The organism is Alteromonas sp. 5E99-2 (genome assembly GCF_017368475.1).
Lineage (GTDB): Bacteria > Pseudomonadota > Gammaproteobacteria > Enterobacterales > Alteromonadaceae > Alteromonas_F.
In genome coordinates this window covers 40,334-57,823 of record NZ_JAFNJE010000003.1, presented here as the reverse complement: position 1 = coordinate 57,823, position 17,490 = coordinate 40,334, and the positions used below count along the sequence as shown (strand labels likewise).

Genomic DNA, 17,490 nt, shown 5'->3' with positions numbered 1-17,490 from the left:
TTATACCCAAATTTACAGCCCTTTCTTAATAAAAAATGATTAAAGTGTAACCTTTTTTCATTTTTTACAATTTTTTCATAAAAAAAATAGGTAAATTTGCTATTGCTTAGCAATAACACACACGGTTATTTCATCCCGATCATGGTAAAGGTGCTTTGCCGAAATCCGAAATGTTGTGTCCATTTTACCAAGTAATGTTGCAATCGTCGTCAAACATTCATTGACGGTTTCAAAACGTTGCTTCATTGGTAATTTCAAATTAAAGATTGCATGATCTGCCAATCTGTTTTTCAACCATGTTGCCATTAATTCAGCAACTCTATCTGGTTTCTCTATCATATCACAGACTAATAAAGTTACATGACCATATGCAGGTTTATACATAAAACCATCTTCAGCAAAATGCTCTACTTGACCTGTGGCCATTAAGTCTGGCGCGATTTCGCCATTATCAACTGCTTCAACATGTAATCCCCGTTTAACTAGCTGGTAAGTCCAACCGCCAGGACACGCCCCTAAATCAACGGCGTTTGCGCCTGGATAAAATATACTTTCTCTTTCTTTATCGGTTAGCAGCGTCAATATTGCATCTTCTAGCTTTAACGTAGAACGGCTTGGTGAAGCGCTAGGAAACTTTAATCTCACAATACCTCCCACATCCTTGCTAGATACATTTGCGATAGACTCTCCAATAATCCCGTTATCAAAACCATTCAAAAGTAAATGTAAACGCCTAACACCGGTTTTTATATTTGTGTCAGTTTTGCTTAAAAGAATGTTCTTAGCTCGTAACGCTTGCCTCAAGGGCACAGTAAATTTGCGGGCAAACTTGGCAACATCTTTGCCTTCTTCTGTATCAGCGTACTCTACCACTACATCACTGTATCCTTTGCTTGTAAATTCGGCTTCTTGCAACGCATACAAACAATCGCCAATTCTGTCTTGTTTGTTTTCTAACGAAACATCAGTAATTTTCCACCATATCTGGCGAGCAAAAATCAATGTTTGTAAATAAGCCTCTATATATTTTCTTTCATTATTCATTTGCCCTGAATCAACAATGTGAAACTCTAACCACGCTCGGCCTTTTACAAATTGACCATAGCCAGACATATTATTTAACGCTAATAAATGAGTCAGCTCGTCATTCACAACAGATTCATAACCGCTACGACAAAGAACAACTAATGTGTTCATTCTTTGTTCCCCTTCCACGCACCCACAATTAACCACAACCAGCCTAAAATCAATGCGCTTCCACCAAGCGGTGTGGCAATGGCAAAAGCTCTGATGCCTGTTCCTATATAAAAATAGAGCGTCGTACTAAATAATATTGTGCCAATGACTAATAGTGTTTGACCGAATAACCACGCTTTTTGTTGAAATAAACGCTGCCCAATGGACACCATTAAAATGCCTAACCCATGATACATTTGATAGCGAACTGCTGTTTCAAAGGTCGCAAAATGTTGCGCAGAAAGAGAGTCTTTTAAACCGTGGGCACCAAAAGCACCTGCACCCACTGCAGATGCAAGAATAAAGAGTGAAATAATTAAAAATAATTTTTGTGCCGTCATTAATGTTGTGTCACTTTTGAGAAGAGGCTAATGATAAGGTTTTCATAATAAAACGTGTAGATTCTACTGCAGCGGCTTCCATATTGTCATTTAAATTAAACCCACTTTTTTTCCGAGGTTTAAAGCTGTGGTCTCCGTCATTAACGAAACTCACTGATACATTAGCCGGTAATCCATAACCTTCAACTTCAGTTTTGTTGCCGAATGTATCTCGTTCACCTTGCAAAATTTGTATTGGCACACAAACATCGGGTAAATGGGATAAGCGTGTTTTGTCTGCCTTCCTAGGAGGATGAAAAGGATAACCATAAACAATCACACCTTTAACTTTTTCGCGCAATACCATATCTGTCATCAACATAGTTGCAACCCGCCCTCCCATGCTCTTACCTGCTACAAATACAGGCAGATCATATTTGAGATTAAGCACTTGTTGTTTGAATTCATCAACAAGGCGTTCTATTCGTGACGGAGGGTGCTTTTTATTTAAAAGCACTTGTTTTTCCATATAAGCAAAATTAAATGTGGTGACCTTTATTCCTTGTTTAGCCAACAAAAGTGACAAAGTAACAATAAAATCAGATTCAACGGGTGCGCCGGCACCGTGAGTTAATAATAAATGTGCAACTGGCTTCATCCCTTAATGCTCATCCTCATCAACTTGGCTCAATAGCCATTGCCTAAAGGCAACAATTTTACCTAAATCATGATGAGCTTTATTACTTACTACATAAAAAGCGTTGTTACTTTCCAGCTTTTCCTCAAAGGGTGCTATTAATCGGCCCGCTTCAAGCTCTGGTCTCGCTAACACTGTGTTGCCAAGTGCAACGCCTTGCCCTAACGCAGCGGCTTGTAACACCATCATAGAATGGCTAAACACAGCTCCTTGATTAGCATTAATTCCTTTGACATCAAACTTCTTCAGCCAACTCTTCCACATTTCTCTTGAACAATCATGAAGTAAATTTTGGTTTCTTAACTCTTTTAACGTGTAAAAATGCGTGTCTCTAGAGAACAATAAAGGCGAAAACATAGGAGTAAAAAATTCACTGTGTAATTTTTCAGAGATAACCCCTGGCCATGTACCTTTACCGTAATAAATAGCAACATCGACACCATCTGTTAAAAAGCCCTCACTTTTATCCACAGCTTGAATACGCACATCTATATCCGGGTGCTCAACACTAAATTGGCTAATTCGAGGAACCAACCATTGGCTTGCAAAACTAGGCGGAGTCGCAACAGTAATAACACCTTTATTTGTTTTAATTAATAGCTTATCTGTTGCATCTTGTAGGCTATTAAAAATATCTTTGAGTTCAAATGAATACGCTTGCCCCTCTTCCGTAAGCAACAAGGTACGATTGCGGCGAATGAATAGTTTTATTGATAAAAAATCTTCTAATGACTTTATCTGATGGCTTACGGCGGCTTGAGTAACGAATAATTCATTGGCAGCCTTGGTAAAACTTAAGTGTCTAGCGGCGGCTTCAAACGTCTTTAGCGCATTTAATGGTGGAATTCTATGGTTCATAGTCGGCACATAAATAAAAAAAACACCTCATATTAGCATTAGTTTACCTAATGCATAAGACTTAAAATTGTTCATTTTTAAAACTTGACCAATTGGTCTACTATTTATTCGTATTAAGACTAGAAAGAGAGGAAATATAGAACCACCTAGTCATTAATTAAACAACAATCCATTTAATTTATATAAATTAATTCTGAGGTGTAAAAATGAACAAAATAATATCAACTGCTTTAACACTTATATTTACAACTACTGTAGCCACAGCGTCAACTCAAACTGATTTGACCTTCAACAATGACGTTCTAAAAAGACTTACGTCAGAGTCGCTTATTAATACCCTTGAAGAAATAGATACTTTAAATCAATTAAGTATATCAGAGCAAAGCGAAATCACTTTTAACAGTGAAGCAAAGAAAAAGAGAAGTATCAGAATTGCTAATTCTAAATTCTTTGATGAAAAAACAATAACGCTAGGTGAATAACCTTAAGTTGGAGACTATATCGTTTTCAACTTCACCTAAAACAAGATGGTTTAAAGACCTCTTATCTTTGGCTCTAATGCAATAAATTCAAGTCAATAATAATTGTTTATAGAGAATGGCAGTTCTGTCGTAATGAACTGCCTTCGAAACGATAATGTTGTTGTCAAAGCTGACCAATCACACCTTCTCTACGTTTATCTGCTGCACCCTCTAGACTACCATCAGGCCGACGAAGAATAACGCTAAGACCTGAGTTTTCTCCTCTCGATGCATCTACATTGAAACCTAATTCCTTCATTGCATCGATAAGAGACTGCGGCGTCGCGCCTTTTTCTAATCTTACTTTTTCGCCTCTTGCGACCATATTAGGTAAGTCGACCGCTTCTTGCGGACCAAGCCCCCATTCAAAAACACCAACTAATGTTTTTGCTGTATAAGCGATAATATTGTTTCCACCTGGAGAGCCCGTCGCCATAAGAAATTCACCATTTTTATCTAATACGATTGTTGGCGACATAGAAGAACGAGGACGTTTATTCGGAGCAACAGCATTAGCCACTGGGTTTCCTTCGCTGTCCACTGGTTGGAACGAGAAATCGGTAAGCTGATTATTTAAGAACATACCTCCAACCATACGAGTTGTGCCAAATATGCTTTCAACGGTGGCAGTCATGGAGACAACATCGCCCTTGGTATCAACAATTACAAAGTGGGTTGTACCGTGAACATCGTCTGTCGTATCAACGCCTGCAATGATATCTTCAGGCTTATCATTGTATGCCCAAGGGTTGCCTACTTGATAGGTTTGCGTATTTGCATTAGGAGTAATAAGTTCAGCTCTCTTTTTGAGGTACTCTTTGTTTAACATCCCTTTTATTGGCATGTCGACAAAATTTGGATCACCGATAAATCGGTCTCTGTCTGAATACGCAAGTTGTTGCGCCTGCGCAATAACAGCCCAATTGGCAGGATCACTAGCGCCTTCTGGTGTGGGTTTAGGTCCATTTTCTAAAATTCCCATAATCATACCAACGGCAAGCCAAGATGAAGGCGGTGGAGCTCCACATATTTGAGTGTCTCGGTATGGCTGACATAATGCACTTCGTTTAACAGCCTTATATCCAGCAATATCTTTCGCAGTAATAGTCCCGGCTCTCGGTGATTTTTGTACCATTTCAGCTATCTTTTTAGCAATATCACCATGATAAAAATCATCCACATTGTTAGACACTATATTAAGCGTTTCTACATAGTCTGGATTTTTAAGCTTGTAACCGACAGGGTGCGGTTTACCTTCATCATCAAAGAAATATTCATAGGCATCTGTGGGCCCTTGCTCTGGTGTACTTGGTATAAATTTACCAAATCGCTCAAGCATTCCAAACAAGCGAGGTGAAATTTCAAACCCTTCTTCAGCAAGCTCTGTGGCTCTTGTAAACAACCCTTTCCAAGGCAACTCACCGTGCTCTTTATGGGCTAGCGATAACATTGATAGTACACCGGGCACACCGGTTGATAGCCCACTTGTTTTCGCTTCTATGAATGGAAGTCTTTTTCCATTTTGTTGCAAGAACATGTCTGCTGTAGCGCCTGCAGGAGCTGTCTCTCGCCCATCGTAAACGGCTATTTCTTTGGTTTCATTGTCATAATGCACCATGAAAGCCCCGCCAGCTAACCCCGAACTTTGTGGCTCTACCAAACTAAGTACGGATTCCACCGCGATGGCTGCATCTACGGCAGACCCACCAGCACGCAGAACATCTAGACCTGCTTGCGTAGCATGAGGATTTGCCGTAACTATCATAGCTTGTGGCTTAGTTAAAGGTTTGTGCTCTTTGTTAGTACTATTTTCGTCTTTTGCATTGCATCCCGATAAGGCAAATGCAGAGACTAGTGCACACAGAAAAACAGATGATTTCATAAGTTGTACTCAAATTTAAGAAAATGATTAGATGGCTTTTGAATCAAACAAAAACGACTATATATATCTTTTCTATCACAATTTTGTAGCGTCTTACAGTAAGCTGCGACGAATGCCTTCGTTGAGCTACCATTGGTGTAAAATTAGTCAGTGTGTCAATGCTATGGTTATTTTTAATAAATAATCATTAAAACCATAAGTTATAGCGAAAATAACTTTGAATTTTTATCAAACGCACCAATGATAGTAAGAACAATCAAGATCGTTTATTGTAATACGATTATTTTTAACTGCTCTGACCTCTTAAGCGATATGCAACTCATTGCGTTATGCTGTGGTCATTCACGTATGCGAACATAATAAAAGGAAAAACCATGCAGGTATTTGACGACAATTCATTGGCAATAGGCCACACCCCTTTAGTTAAGCTTAATCGTGTAACTACAGGAAACGTTTACGCCAAAATAGAGTCTCGTAATCCTAGCTTTAGTGTGAAATGCCGTATCGGCGCAAACATGATTTGGGATGCTGAAAAACGTGGTGTTTTAAAAGAAGGTAAAGAAATTGTAGAGCCAACTAGTGGTAATACAGGTATCGCTTTAGCCTTTGTCGCAGCTTCTCGTGGATATAAACTTACGTTAACTATGCCTAGCAGCATGAGCTTAGAACGCCGTAAGTTACTTAAAGCCTTAGGTGCCAATTTGGTACTAACTGAAGCGCCAAAAGGAATGAAAGGCGCTATCGCTGCAGCTGAAGAAATTGTTGCTAGTGACCCAGACAAATTTGTTCACCTTCAGCAGTTTGATAATCCTGCTAACCCTGAAATTCATGTAAAAACCACTGGCCCTGAAATCTGGAAAGATACTGACGGCACTATAGATGCGTTTGTTGCTGGTGTAGGAACCGGTGGTACAATAACCGGTGTTACTCGCTATATAAAAGAAATTGCAGGTAAAGCGATTACCTCTGTTGCTGTTGAACCGACAGACTCCCCAGTTATTACCCAAGCCAAAGCCGGTGAAGAACTGACTCCTGGACCGCACAAAATTCAAGGTATTGGTGCTGGCTTCATTCCTGGAAACTTAGACTTAGATTTAGTTGATGAAGTAGAACAAGTGACTAATGACGAATGCATGGAAATGACTCAAAGGTTATTAAAAGAAGAAGGTATCCTCGCTGGTATTTCATCTGGTGCTGCGGTTGTTGCTGCGAAAAGGTATGCAGAACGTCCTGAAAACAAAGATAAAGTTGTTGTTGTCTTACTTGCAAGTGGCACCGAACGTTACTTAAGCAGCCCTTTGTTTGCAGGTGAGTTTAGCGAAAAAGAAGAAGTTCAATAAACATCGCTAGTTAATTAGCCAACAATTCAATTAAAAAACCAGTTTCAGTTACCCTATTGAAACTGGTTTTTTGTTATCTCTACCTTCACAATTTCCTTTTTGTTTATTCATATTCGCCAATCACACTGAATTTACTATACTGATATCAACTATATTTAATTACCCAATTATCATGCTATTAAGAAAACTAAGTTTATTGTTAGTTATAATCTGTATTTGTCTTTCTGGGTGCAAGAAAGACAAAGATGAAGAAGAAGAAGGCGTAGGTCGTTATGGTATGCTTGATGATGGAACACCTCAGTTTACCGCCGTAAAATTTATGCAAAGTCTTTATAATGATCCCAATACAAATAAAGTACTAGAACTGAGCACTGAACGTTTGGCTAGAGTACTAAAACGCTACCGTAGTAATCGAAACATTCAACGTAATGTTGTTAACCTTATGTTTGATACTGTAGAAATTAACCCTAAAGGCGCAGGTACAGCAGGTCGTTCAGAATTTTCTCAAAAAGCTACAATACATTTATTTTTCACCGGATATAAAGATGGGGATAAAATGGATGATATAAGAACCATTGAAATGGTAAAAGTAAACGGAGAATGGCGAGTAGATAAAATTCATCCCGACAGATTCTTATAAAAAAAAACCGAGGTGTTAACCTCGGTTTTTTATAGTTAAATTACCTTATATTTAGTAAGCGTATCGTACTTCTAAATACCAACTTCCACCGTTAAAACCAAATGGACTTGCTTGAGAGTATAATTGACCCAACGCCCCTGCATCAGGGTTTTCCTCTGGGAATGTGTCAAACAAATTGTCAACACCAGCAATAAGCTTCAAATTATCGTTATATTGATATGCTACTTGCGCATCAATAAGCACTTCTGCATCAATATTGTCAACGCCATTACTTGTGTCATCCCAACCACCGAAGTAGTTAGCACGCAACAGAGTTGTGAATTTACCTTGGGTATGAGACCAAGAAATGTTGGCTCTTAAATTCGGCAATAAATCTTCGATTGCAGCAACTCGATCATCATCTATTGGATTTAGAACGCCTACATCATCAACCTCAGTTTCGTTATAGTTAGCAGCAACGGTTAGACGAGATTCGCCACCAGCTAAATCAAAGCTTAAATTACCTACAACGTCTATACCACGAGTAGTTGTATCAAAGCTATTTGAAAAGAATCTGAATTCTGATAAATCATCTAGCCCAAGGAAATCTGCACGATCAATCGTACCGTTAGCATCAAGTATTGTTAATGCTTCTGATACAGATTCAAAATCAGCTCCACCACCAGCAAAATTAAGCGCATCAAGGAAATCTACATTGGCACCAAGTGCAACGCGATCTTCCAATTCAATTTGGTATGCGTCTATTGTCCAGTTAGATCCCGCAATGTCAAAACCAATACCTACAGAATAATTAACAGCTTCTTCAGGGCCTAAGTCAGGTCGACCATTACCGGCGCTTTCTACGAAGTCAGCGGCAAGCTGGCCTGCAACAGAAGAAAGAGGTAAGGTACCTTGGTCAATAAGCACACCGTTAACATTTTGTGTTGTTACGTTGGTAATATTAGCTTGCCCTGCTGTTGGCGCATGGAAGCCTGTAGAGAATGCACCTCGCAGTCTTACACTATCATTAAGGTGGTATAAGCCTGCTAATTTAAAATCAGTTGTACTTCCAAACTCACTGAAATTTTCAGTTCTTATTGCAGTTTGTACTGTCAACTTCTCAGTGACTTCAGCTTCTAAGTCAATATAAAATGCCGTACTGTCTTGAGACGCAGAGGTATCCTCAGGGAAACCACCAAAACCGTTTGAACTTGACGCAAATCCTTGGCTAGCCAGTGGACCCAATTCAAACGATGCAGCATCACCTGCAAAAAGATCGAATTCTTCTTCACGATATTCAGCACCGAAAGCGATATTTAGATCTGAATAGAAACCAATATCAACACCATAAACAAAGTTTAAGTTAAACAGTGTTTCTGTTTGTTCTTGACCACCTGGCTCGAAACTCGTAGGAGTCAATGGGCCTAAAGATGCATTAATTGTGTTTTCAATAACGAAATCTGTGCGATTTGACCCACGTTGGCCACTAAAATCATAATATAGCCCATTACCAATATCTAAATCGCCACGTATGCCTACGGTAATCGACTGGTCTTCATTTGTTCCACCAAAACGAGGTGTGAAACCACCAGGGAAAGTTTCGATAAACGAGAAGCAGTTGTCATCAGCAACAACCTCAGCTAATAAATCTGCATCCGGTATTACACCGCCAGATCCCCCTAATGGAATCCCTGCTATACACTCACCGCCAACGCCTAAACCGTCTAAGTCTCCAACTAAAACTGAATTAACTCCTGTATCAGACGCCAAACCAGTTAATGGGTCAACTGTTGGGCCTGCAAATACACCACCACGTTGGCCACCTCCAGATTCGTTTCCAACTACATTTCGATAGAAGAAACCACCAGTAACCGTACGCTCGCCGTAGTTACCAAAAAGATAAACGGTTGCCTTTTCATTGATTTCATATTCTGAATTCACAAATAACTTGAAATCATCTTCAACATCAGGCTGTCCCCAATACTGAGGAACTTCATCGGTAAAAGCATTAATAGCACTGAAATCAGCTGCTGGGGTATAGCCGTTATCAATCGCAAACTGAACGTCATCACGTACCACTGAACGGATTGTTGCGTCAGCTTCTCTAAACTCACCGGTCAAATTAACAAAACCGTTATCGCCTAAAGGAAGACCAATGTTTGCTGCAACGATAAAGTTGTCGCCATCACCTTCATAGGTAGAACCGTAACGAGCTTGTAAATCTACCCCTTCAGCATCGTCTCTCAATATGAAGTTAAGTACACCTGCAATAGCATCTGAACCGTACTGAGACGACGCTCCATCTTTAAGAACTTCAACTTGTTTCAACGCTAACGAAGGTATGGCAGAAATATCAACGCCTTGAGCTCCATCAGAAATGCCACCACCTAAAAATGAGATAACAGAACCACGGTGGCGTCTTTTTCCGTTTACAAGAACAAGTACATTATCGGGAGATAAGCCACGTAAGTTAGCAGGTCTGACAATTGTCGCTGCGTCACTAATAGGCTGAGCGTTAACAGCGAATGACGGCACAGCCGTACGAAGTAAATCTTGAACATCAGAAGACGAATTTTGTCTAAACTCTTGTGCACCTATAACATCTACAGGAACAGGAGAGTCGGCGGCTGAACGGTCAAAAACACGGGTACCTGTAACAATTATGTTTTCAGGAACCGCTTCTGTTTCGGATTCTTGGGATAAAACCTGAAAAGGTAGCGCTGACAAAAGAGGAAGTGTACAAGCGATAGCTAATGTACTTTTTTTAAATGTTCTTTTTTGTAATTTTAAATGCATTATTTTCCTAATTATTAGTATATCGTCATCATGACGAACTTTTTTGATATCGAGCTGCAATGAGCCTGTGAAATAAGTAAGTAACAAAATACGCTTCGTTTCAATTATTGGTAAAACTAATTGAATATGCTGTGTTTTTGCCAAAAAACTAATTCACGGCGGCAAAGATACACCTAAATTAGGATGATTTTAATAAAAAGATGACATTTATGTGAAGATTTTTTGAAAATTTGGGAATATAGTGCGAAATCGTTCTAATATTCCCATTTTTTAATTTTTGGAAATTACGAATGTTATTTGCTTGGCTTAGCTAATACCATATCAATTTCTACGAGCATATTAGGTCTTACTAAAGAGGCAACTTGAACTGCAGATCTCGCAGGTAAATTAGGCTGTGCTTCCGTACCAAAATACTGAGTATAAGCTTTCATAAACCCTGCAAAGTCCATCTTACCATCAAGCTTCGGATCGCCAACCAAGAAGACAGTAAGCTTTACTGCATCACCAAAGTCTACGCCTAAATCTTTAAATGACTCTTCAAACTTCTTAAATATAGACAAAGTCTGAGCTTCAGTATCTCCGTAGTATTCCGCTGTGAACTTTTCTGCCTTAGGATTAGCTGGGCTTGGCACTTGCCCACTATGATAAATTAAGGCTGTGTCCGCAGGAACTTCCACTGCTCTAGCAATTGGAAACGTACTGTTGTTAGGTAGCTTGTGTCTAGTCACTTCAGCCATCGCAGAGGTGCTAAGTAATAGCGTTGTGGCACATAAAGAAATAAGTGTTTTCATTTTAGTTTGTTCCCGTTTCATTATTGAGTGTTGAAATATAACTTATTATATCAATCATATCAGTTTCATTAGATAAAGCCTTAGAAGCAAATACCATAGTCTGAACACTGCTATCTTTTGAGTTCGCGCCCCGAACTCCACTTTTAAAATGCTGAAGCTGTTTAAGTAAATACCAGTCATTTTGACCCGCCAAAGGTGGAGCTTTTAAAATTTCGACGCCTTCTCCTGCTGCTCCATGACATGCCACACATTGCATATACAATTGCTTCCCTCGTTCTATATCTCCGTGTAGTGTTTTCTCAGGCTGCGGAGGCTTAACTACAGCAATAAATTCAAATACTTCTTGCAACGCTTCTGGAGTCAGCAACATCGCAGAGGGTAGCATTTCTGCGCCTGAATGATCGTCAGGGTGTACTCCTCGTCCTTGGGCCTTAAACTCATTAATTTGGCGTTCAATATACCAGGCTGGTAATTCAGCAAGTCGTGGAGCTTCATTACTTTTGTTCCCCATAAGCTGAGTCCCATGACACACTGTACAAGGTACGACTGAACTAGGTGTTGCAATCATATTTTGGGCATTCGAGAAAGAAACAAAAAGCAGCATAAAGCTAATGGCTATTATTCTATACATAAAATTATTCCTCTATTTGCCAACCTGTTGACTAAAAATACTAAGCGCATTTTCAGCAGATGCTAGTGCACCTTCTTGCCAGCCAGGGTGATAGCTAATTTGATCACCAATCATGAAGTGCCGCCCATCGGGTTGTTGTAATAAAGAAAAGTATTTTTTGTGGTCGTCTTCTGACATGCGACTACCACACCCCATCATATGGTTCATTCTGCTCCATGGAATAGACACTCCGGTCTCAATATATTTCGCATAACCAGGATGTATTTTTTCGCCATTTTCCGCTGCAACAATCAAACGTTGCTTTGGTGTCATACGTTCAAAATACTCGTTTTGTTCGTTCCCCCAAACATAAGCACCTAGCATGATCCCTTTTTCACCAAATATATCATTTGATGGATACCATATTTGAGTCACTGGAAGATCAGTGTAAGAAATGCCACCATAGATCCCCTCATCTTCCCAAAACCGCTCTTTCATTTGAAAACCGATTTTAAACAACTTGCCTCGTTTTAAGGCTCCGAGTGCCGTTCTATAATTCTCTGAGAGGTTGTTATATATTCCACTCATAAAATGAGCTGGAATGTTGTTAAAACAATAATTTGCCTTATGTTTAACAACCTTGCCATCTTTCACATAGCTCACTTCAACTTCATTATCACCTTGATAAATCGATTTAACTTGGGCATTTAAGATAACTGGAGACTTAAGTGCTCCCATGAAGCCATCAACAATTTTATCCATTCCGCCCTCTGGAGTCATTAATGGCTCTCCCCAGTCATAAGCTTCACTCATAAATTGAAGTCGGCTAAATAAGGGAGAATTAATTAACTCAGTAAGCGATTTCGGAGCTTTGGGCTTAGCATGAAATAACATCCGGTCCACAGTCGAACCGGCGCGTTCGGTTCCTTCATATAATCCACTTTCCTTTAAATCACCAAACGCTGCAATAAACTGTTTAAACTTAGCGATATCCTCTTCTGTCAAACCAGCATCGAGTTGCCCAGTTGTCAGCGATTTATGGGCTAACTCAGCAACAAACCCTCGACCATCAGCCATGTGTTCGCCAATACGGACAGGCTTTCCGCCAAAATTTTTAGAATCATGCAAGTAAGCCAGACGATTACTATTAGCGAAAATTCTTAATGGTACTTTTAAGGCTTTACAGTAATGTAATATACGTTGGTGGTGCCCAGGCAAACGTGCCGGTCCACAATTCATGTATAGCTCATGATTATCATCAAAATTACAGATTGACGGATTACCTAATTCATCAACCAAATCACCATGACGTAAAGTAAGGTTTCTTCCTCCCGCACGGTGAGATGCCTCGATAATAGTGCAGTTGTACCCTGCTTTTTCCAATTCATAGGCTGTCGCTAGTCCTGCAATACCAGCTCCGAGAATAACGATAGACTTATTTTTATCATTTGCAGGAGGAAGGTTTAAGCTCGTTAATTTGGCGTCTTTGGACATAAAGTCCATGGCCAAGCTTGCATTGTAAACTAACGAAGAACCACCGGCAGCAGCTAACATATTCAAAAAATGCCTTCGGCTCAAATGCATATTGAAATTTCCTTAACAATTAAACGAATAACTTATTAATCAAGTCTAAAGTGCCTTGAATTTCAAGGTTAAACGCCATTCAAAACAATGAGATAAAAAACCATAAAACTCACTTTTTCTAGTAATAAAACACCTGATTTACTAGAGTAGAAAGACTCTTGAGTTTTGTATATCCGCAAAAAACAAAGCCCCTCACGTCAATGAGGGGCAGTCAAAACAATTTAGATTAGAAGTTTCCGTTAACACTTAAGTAATAGAAGCCACCTTGCCATGGAACCACAGAATCAGAGCGGTAAATTCGACCGAAACTAGCGTCACCAATCACACCTCTGTCTGGGAAGTTGTCAAATGCATTACGAGCACCTAACGATACATTCCAATTATCAGTCAATTGATATCCAGCTTCAAAATCCATAAAGATTTCAGGGTCAAATTCTTGAACCAAGCCAGCATTAAAGTTCTCATAACTTCCATAGTAATTAGCTCTTACGAGAAAGTGCCAATCTTCAATGGTGTGTCTTGCAGTAACAATCCCTCTTACGTTTGGATCATTGTTGATGAAGTCGAAAGTATCTTCTTCGTTCAGAACTGCGCTTGGATCACTATCAAACTCTTGCTCGTTGTAGTTAAACGATGCAGTAACTACTGTTGAGCCTAAATCCCAATCAAATGTCTTGGTCGCAACCAAATCAAAGCCTTGAGTTGTAGTATCAAACGAGTTTTGGAAGAAGAATACACCACCAATAGAGGCTGCACCTGCTATACCTGCGGCTTCTAGTGCTAAGAAGTTATCAAATGCATCTCCTGAATCAGGATCAGACGACACATCCAACGTAGAAATAGCATTAAATCTATCATCAAGCTCTATACGATAAAAATCTATCGTAATATTGACCCCTGCTAAATCAGCAGTGAACCCCAAAGTATAGTTTGTCGATGTTTCTGGTCTTAACTCTTCAGCTCCCAATGCTTGCGCTACGTCGCTACTTGCTGGGAACAAACCTGTTGCAACGGGCACACCATTCGGTAATCGCGTTGATACGTTAGTTGTTCCTTGCTGCCCTGGTGTTGGTGCTCTAAACCCAGTACCAATTGATGCTCTTAATCCAACGTTATCGCTTAAATCAATTTGTGTAGCTAACTTCCAAACAAGCTCTGGATCAAAATCGCTGTAACTTTCATAACGCAATGCGCCTTGTAAAAACAAGGTATCGGTTACGTCTGAACTAACATCAATGTAAGCAGCATACGAATCTCTTTCAAAGTCTTCACTAAAACCAGGAGAGAAACCAGGGAAGCCATTTGAGCCTACACCTACTACGTTATACACAGCATCATCTTCATTTGAGCAGTCAAGAGATGAACCATCAGCAATAACGGCTAACCCCGCTGCTGTTGGAGTAGAATCTGCAACACTGTCTGTATCGGTACAAAAACCGAAAGGGTCTGACAATGCAAAATCGCCGTCTATATATGAATCTTCTTCACCTTCAGTAATGTCATATGCTTCGTCTAAATAACTTAGTCCATATGCAACTGTCAGAGGTGAATCAAAACCAACTTCTACGTAGTTTACAAAATCAGCTTGTAGTTGGAACTCTTCGTTAGCCAACGCTCCAGGATTAAACTCAGTTGGACTATCAGGACCTAATGATGGGTTAATCGTGTTTATAAGACGATAGTCAATTTCATTGCTACCAAATCGCGCACTGAAATCATAAGTAAAGTCTTCATTAAATTCGCCTTTAATACCCGCTAAAATCGATACATCTTCAATTTCACCAAAGAATCTCGGAGTAAAACCGCCTGGGAAAAGTGAAAGAGGGCTATACAATGAGCCATCTTCTAAACGCAGGTTTTCAATGGTTCCATTGCCCGGAAAACGATAAAAGAAGCTACTATCACTTTCACTGTCAGAATAGCTGCCGAAGGCATATAAGCTAGTAGTATCAGACAAATCATAGCCCGAGTTAAAGAACACTCTTACCGCTTCTGCGTTAGGTTGTCCCCATGGAATAACATTTTCGCCCTCTAAACTGGCACTTTCTAAACCGGCTAAAAACGCTTCTTCAGAGTAACCTACAACGGTAGTGTCGAAATCACTTCCTGTTAAAAATCGAGGATCATCGGGATCTAAACAATATGAATCTTCACAAGGCTGCTCAGCTCTCTCAGTAAAACCTTGATCGGAAATTTCACCAGAAAGGCTAAAGAAACCATTGTCTCCAAGCGCAAAACCTATATTCCCTGTTACAGTAAATTGTTCTCCATCACCCTCATAATGCTGACCCACTTGCACATTGATTGAGCCGCCCTCAGAGTTGTCCTTTAGGTGTAAGTTAATCACACCAGCAATTGCATCTGAACCATATTGCGCAGCAGCACCATCGCGAAGAACTTCCACTGTTTTTAATGCCGATGAAGGAATTGTTGCTAAATCAGGCCCTTGAGTACCTGAGCCACCAATTTGAACAAGAGAAGCTCGGTGGCGACGTTTTGAGTTAACCAACACCAATACTTTATCACTAGGTAACCCTCGCATTTGAGCGGGGCGAATAAATGATGCACCATCAGAAATGGGTTGTCTGTTTAAATTAAACGAAGGAACCAAGTTTTTAAGAATGTCGTTAGTATCAGTAAATGACACATCTTTTATATCTTGGGCAGAAAAAATATCAACGGGTACAGCTGAGTCTGAAATAGTTCTAGGTGCACCACGGGCACCTGTAATGACTATTTTTTCAGTTTGATCTACAGCTTGGTCTGGCGTTTCTTGAGCTAATGAAGCAAATGAAACTCCTAATGCACTCACTGATAATAAACCTGACAGCGCAACTCTAACTGCTTTTGAAATATGGCGCTCTTTTAGCATGGACAATTCCTTCGTAAATATGTGTGAATTTTGTGTGCTCTATGGCGGTACTTTGATGTTTTATATGTTCACGTAGCCATAAATAGCATTAGGCTTAAAACAAAACTAACGAAATCATATAACTACGCAAAGGGTGTTCAGCAAGACCAGTGCCATTAACGAAATAAAATTAAATAAATCACAATTTCATCTCAACCGTTACACTAATGTTACAAAAAACTTGTTTTTTATGTTCTTTTGGAATTAAAAATAGAGCGAACACACACTTAAGGAATGAACAAAAAAGAATCAAAAATAGACAAATGCACAAAGGCAGTGCTTATGCTCATGAAAATGAATTTCAGTCTTCTAGCAAATATGGGAAGTGAGATTAAAAAAAGAGCAGCACTGTATTGATAGCCTAAATTCTAAAACTAGATTGGCTATTCGTACTAAATAAGCAAATGCAATCGCTACTATGCGTTTAAGCTAGAAAACCTAAAAACTAAGATAAATTCCATTTCTTATTTTTATTTCAAAAATATCTGCTTATTTATCGCTCTTTTATTTAAAAATGCGTCAAAGGCTTCTTTTGCCGAATCACTTTGAAGTGCTTTTGCAAATTGTTTAAGCTCGATATCCATATGCTCAGCAATATCCTGGCTATTGTTTTTCAACAACGCTTTTGTCTCGATTAAAGCACTACGTGGTTTATTTAATAGTTGTCCGCAAACTTCATTTACAGCATTAGTTAGTTCTTCTGGTTCACAAACATAAGTCACAATATTTGCATCTAACGCCTCATTTGCATTAAACGGGGCACCAAGCATTAGCCATTTAGCGGCGTTAAGATAACCCGATGTTTTAGGTAAAATATAACTTGAAGCATATTCTGGTAATAAGCCTAAATTGATAAATGGCATCATAAAATGAGTATTTGAAGACGCGATTACAAAATCACAATGAAGTAATAACGTAGTGCCTATACCTATTGCATTCCCTTTCACTTCTGCCACTACCGGTAATTTGCACAACATAAGTGCACGCATAAACGTAATTGTTTTCTTTATACTTTCTTCGCTAGCATTGGCAAACGTACTGATATCATTACCTGCTGTGAAGTCTTTACCATTCCCCCTGAGTAAAACTAAATGGCAATCATCGCGAGAAGACGCGTCTGTAATTGCTGCCGCAATGTCTTCATACATAGAGGGAATAAGTGCATTTTTTTTCTCTGGACGATTAAGTGTAATAACACATTGACCAGATTTATGTTCAACTTGAATATCCATGTTTTGCCCTAGTTTGCTTGTTTTATATCCATACAAGTATCATAACCTTATGAATATCAACAGCAAGGAAAAATAGTTTTATGTTGCTGTTTT

Annotated in this window: 14 protein-coding genes; 3 read left to right on the top strand and 11 right to left on the bottom strand. The window is 39.4% G+C overall.

The window, feature by feature from the left end; genetic code table 11:
• Window positions 1-99: 99 nt before the first annotated feature.
• From rlmM to J3L16_RS04090, 4 genes are read right to left on the bottom strand one after another with little or no spacing between them, the layout of a single operon-like run.
• On the bottom strand, window positions 100-1,197 hold the full coding sequence (gene rlmM / locus J3L16_RS04105) for a 23S rRNA (cytidine(2498)-2'-O)-methyltransferase RlmM (RefSeq protein WP_207611630.1): 1,098 nt from the start codon (window positions 1,195-1,197) through the stop codon (window positions 100-102).
• The gene (locus J3L16_RS04100) at window positions 1,194-1,577 is read right to left on the bottom strand and encodes a DUF423 domain-containing protein (RefSeq protein WP_207611629.1); all 384 of its coding nucleotides are present in this window, start codon (window positions 1,575-1,577) and stop codon (window positions 1,194-1,196) included. The genes rlmM and J3L16_RS04100 overlap by 4 nt, the downstream gene beginning before the upstream one ends.
• Before the next feature lie 10 nt (window positions 1,578-1,587).
• Window positions 1,588-2,214: an alpha/beta family hydrolase gene (locus J3L16_RS04095; protein WP_207611628.1), complete on the bottom strand. Its 627-nt coding sequence runs from the start codon at window positions 2,212-2,214 to the stop codon at window positions 1,588-1,590.
• A gap of 3 nt (window positions 2,215-2,217) precedes the next feature.
• Entirely contained in the window at window positions 2,218-3,111 is an 894-nt protein-coding gene (locus J3L16_RS04090; RefSeq protein ID WP_207611627.1) for a transcriptional regulator GcvA, read from the bottom strand.
• Between the two features lie 206 nt (window positions 3,112-3,317).
• Here J3L16_RS04090 and J3L16_RS04085 point away from each other — a divergent pair, with 206 nt between their 5' ends.
• On the top strand, window positions 3,318-3,593 hold the full coding sequence (locus tag J3L16_RS04085) for a hypothetical protein (protein ID WP_207611626.1): 276 nt from the start codon (window positions 3,318-3,320) through the stop codon (window positions 3,591-3,593).
• A gap of 163 nt (window positions 3,594-3,756) precedes the next feature.
• Here J3L16_RS04085 and ggt read toward each other — a convergent pair whose 3' ends face one another.
• Complete coding sequence (gene ggt / locus J3L16_RS04080; RefSeq protein ID WP_207611625.1) at window positions 3,757-5,514, bottom strand: gamma-glutamyltransferase; 1,758 nt, start codon at window positions 5,512-5,514, stop codon at window positions 3,757-3,759.
• Between the two features lie 374 nt (window positions 5,515-5,888).
• Here ggt and cysK point away from each other — a divergent pair, with 374 nt between their 5' ends.
• Complete coding sequence (gene cysK / locus J3L16_RS04075; protein ID WP_207611624.1) at window positions 5,889-6,854, top strand: cysteine synthase A; 966 nt, start codon at window positions 5,889-5,891, stop codon at window positions 6,852-6,854.
• A gap of 196 nt (window positions 6,855-7,050) precedes the next feature.
• Window positions 7,051-7,494, top strand: a complete 444-nt coding sequence (locus tag J3L16_RS04070; RefSeq protein WP_207611623.1) for a hypothetical protein — start codon at window positions 7,051-7,053, stop codon at window positions 7,492-7,494.
• Window positions 7,495-7,545: 51 nt separating this feature from the next.
• Here the strand turns inward: J3L16_RS04070 and J3L16_RS04065 are convergent, their stop codons facing one another.
• From J3L16_RS04065 to J3L16_RS04040, 6 genes are all read right to left on the bottom strand, one after another.
• On the bottom strand, window positions 7,546-10,269 hold the full coding sequence (locus J3L16_RS04065; RefSeq protein ID WP_207611622.1) for a TonB-dependent receptor: 2,724 nt from the start codon (window positions 10,267-10,269) through the stop codon (window positions 7,546-7,548).
• A gap of 293 nt (window positions 10,270-10,562) precedes the next feature.
• Window positions 10,563-11,060 carry a RidA family protein gene (locus J3L16_RS04060; protein ID WP_207611621.1) on the bottom strand — a complete coding sequence of 166 codons (498 nt, stop codon included), beginning with the start codon at window positions 11,058-11,060 and terminating at the stop codon, window positions 10,563-10,565.
• Window position 11,061: 1 nt separating this feature from the next.
• Window positions 11,062-11,691: a c-type cytochrome gene (locus J3L16_RS04055; protein WP_207611620.1), complete on the bottom strand. Its 630-nt coding sequence runs from the start codon at window positions 11,689-11,691 to the stop codon at window positions 11,062-11,064.
• Between the two features lie 12 nt (window positions 11,692-11,703).
• Complete coding sequence (locus J3L16_RS04050) at window positions 11,704-13,224, bottom strand: FAD-dependent oxidoreductase (protein WP_242698670.1); 1,521 nt, start codon at window positions 13,222-13,224, stop codon at window positions 11,704-11,706.
• Window positions 13,225-13,480: 256 nt separating this feature from the next.
• Window positions 13,481-16,126, bottom strand: a complete 2,646-nt coding sequence (locus J3L16_RS04045) for a TonB-dependent receptor (protein ID WP_207611618.1) — start codon at window positions 16,124-16,126, stop codon at window positions 13,481-13,483.
• Between the two features lie 509 nt (window positions 16,127-16,635).
• The gene (locus tag J3L16_RS04040; RefSeq protein WP_207611617.1) at window positions 16,636-17,397 is read right to left on the bottom strand and encodes an enoyl-CoA hydratase-related protein; all 762 of its coding nucleotides are present in this window, start codon (window positions 17,395-17,397) and stop codon (window positions 16,636-16,638) included.
• Window positions 17,398-17,490 lie beyond the last annotated feature (93 nt).

Coding starts and splice junctions, on each gene's coding strand:
- J3L16_RS04040 (WP_207611617.1), bottom strand. CDS start 17,397: ATGGATATTCAAGTTGAACATAAATCTGGTCAATGTGTTATTACACTT.
- J3L16_RS04065 (WP_207611622.1), bottom strand. CDS start 10,269: ATGCATTTAAAATTACAAAAAAGAACATTTAAAAAAAGTACATTAGCT.
- rlmM (WP_207611630.1), bottom strand. CDS start 1,197: ATGAACACATTAGTTGTTCTTTGTCGTAGCGGTTATGAATCTGTTGTG.
- ggt (WP_207611625.1), bottom strand. CDS start 5,514: ATGAAATCATCTGTTTTTCTGTGTGCACTAGTCTCTGCATTTGCCTTA.
- cysK (WP_207611624.1), top strand. CDS start 5,889: ATGCAGGTATTTGACGACAATTCATTGGCAATAGGCCACACCCCTTTA.
- J3L16_RS04060 (WP_207611621.1), bottom strand. CDS start 11,060: ATGAAAACACTTATTTCTTTATGTGCCACAACGCTATTACTTAGCACC.
- J3L16_RS04100 (WP_207611629.1), bottom strand. CDS start 1,577: ATGACGGCACAAAAATTATTTTTAATTATTTCACTCTTTATTCTTGCA.
- J3L16_RS04055 (WP_207611620.1), bottom strand. CDS start 11,691: ATGTATAGAATAATAGCCATTAGCTTTATGCTGCTTTTTGTTTCTTTC.
- J3L16_RS04045 (WP_207611618.1), bottom strand. CDS start 16,126: ATGCTAAAAGAGCGCCATATTTCAAAAGCAGTTAGAGTTGCGCTGTCA.
- J3L16_RS04095 (WP_207611628.1), bottom strand. CDS start 2,214: ATGAAGCCAGTTGCACATTTATTATTAACTCACGGTGCCGGCGCACCC.
- J3L16_RS04085 (WP_207611626.1), top strand. CDS start 3,318: ATGAACAAAATAATATCAACTGCTTTAACACTTATATTTACAACTACT.
- J3L16_RS04090 (WP_207611627.1), bottom strand. CDS start 3,111: ATGAACCATAGAATTCCACCATTAAATGCGCTAAAGACGTTTGAAGCC.
- J3L16_RS04050 (WP_242698670.1), bottom strand. CDS start 13,224: ATGTTAGCTGCTGCCGGTGGTTCTTCGTTAGTTTACAATGCAAGCTTG.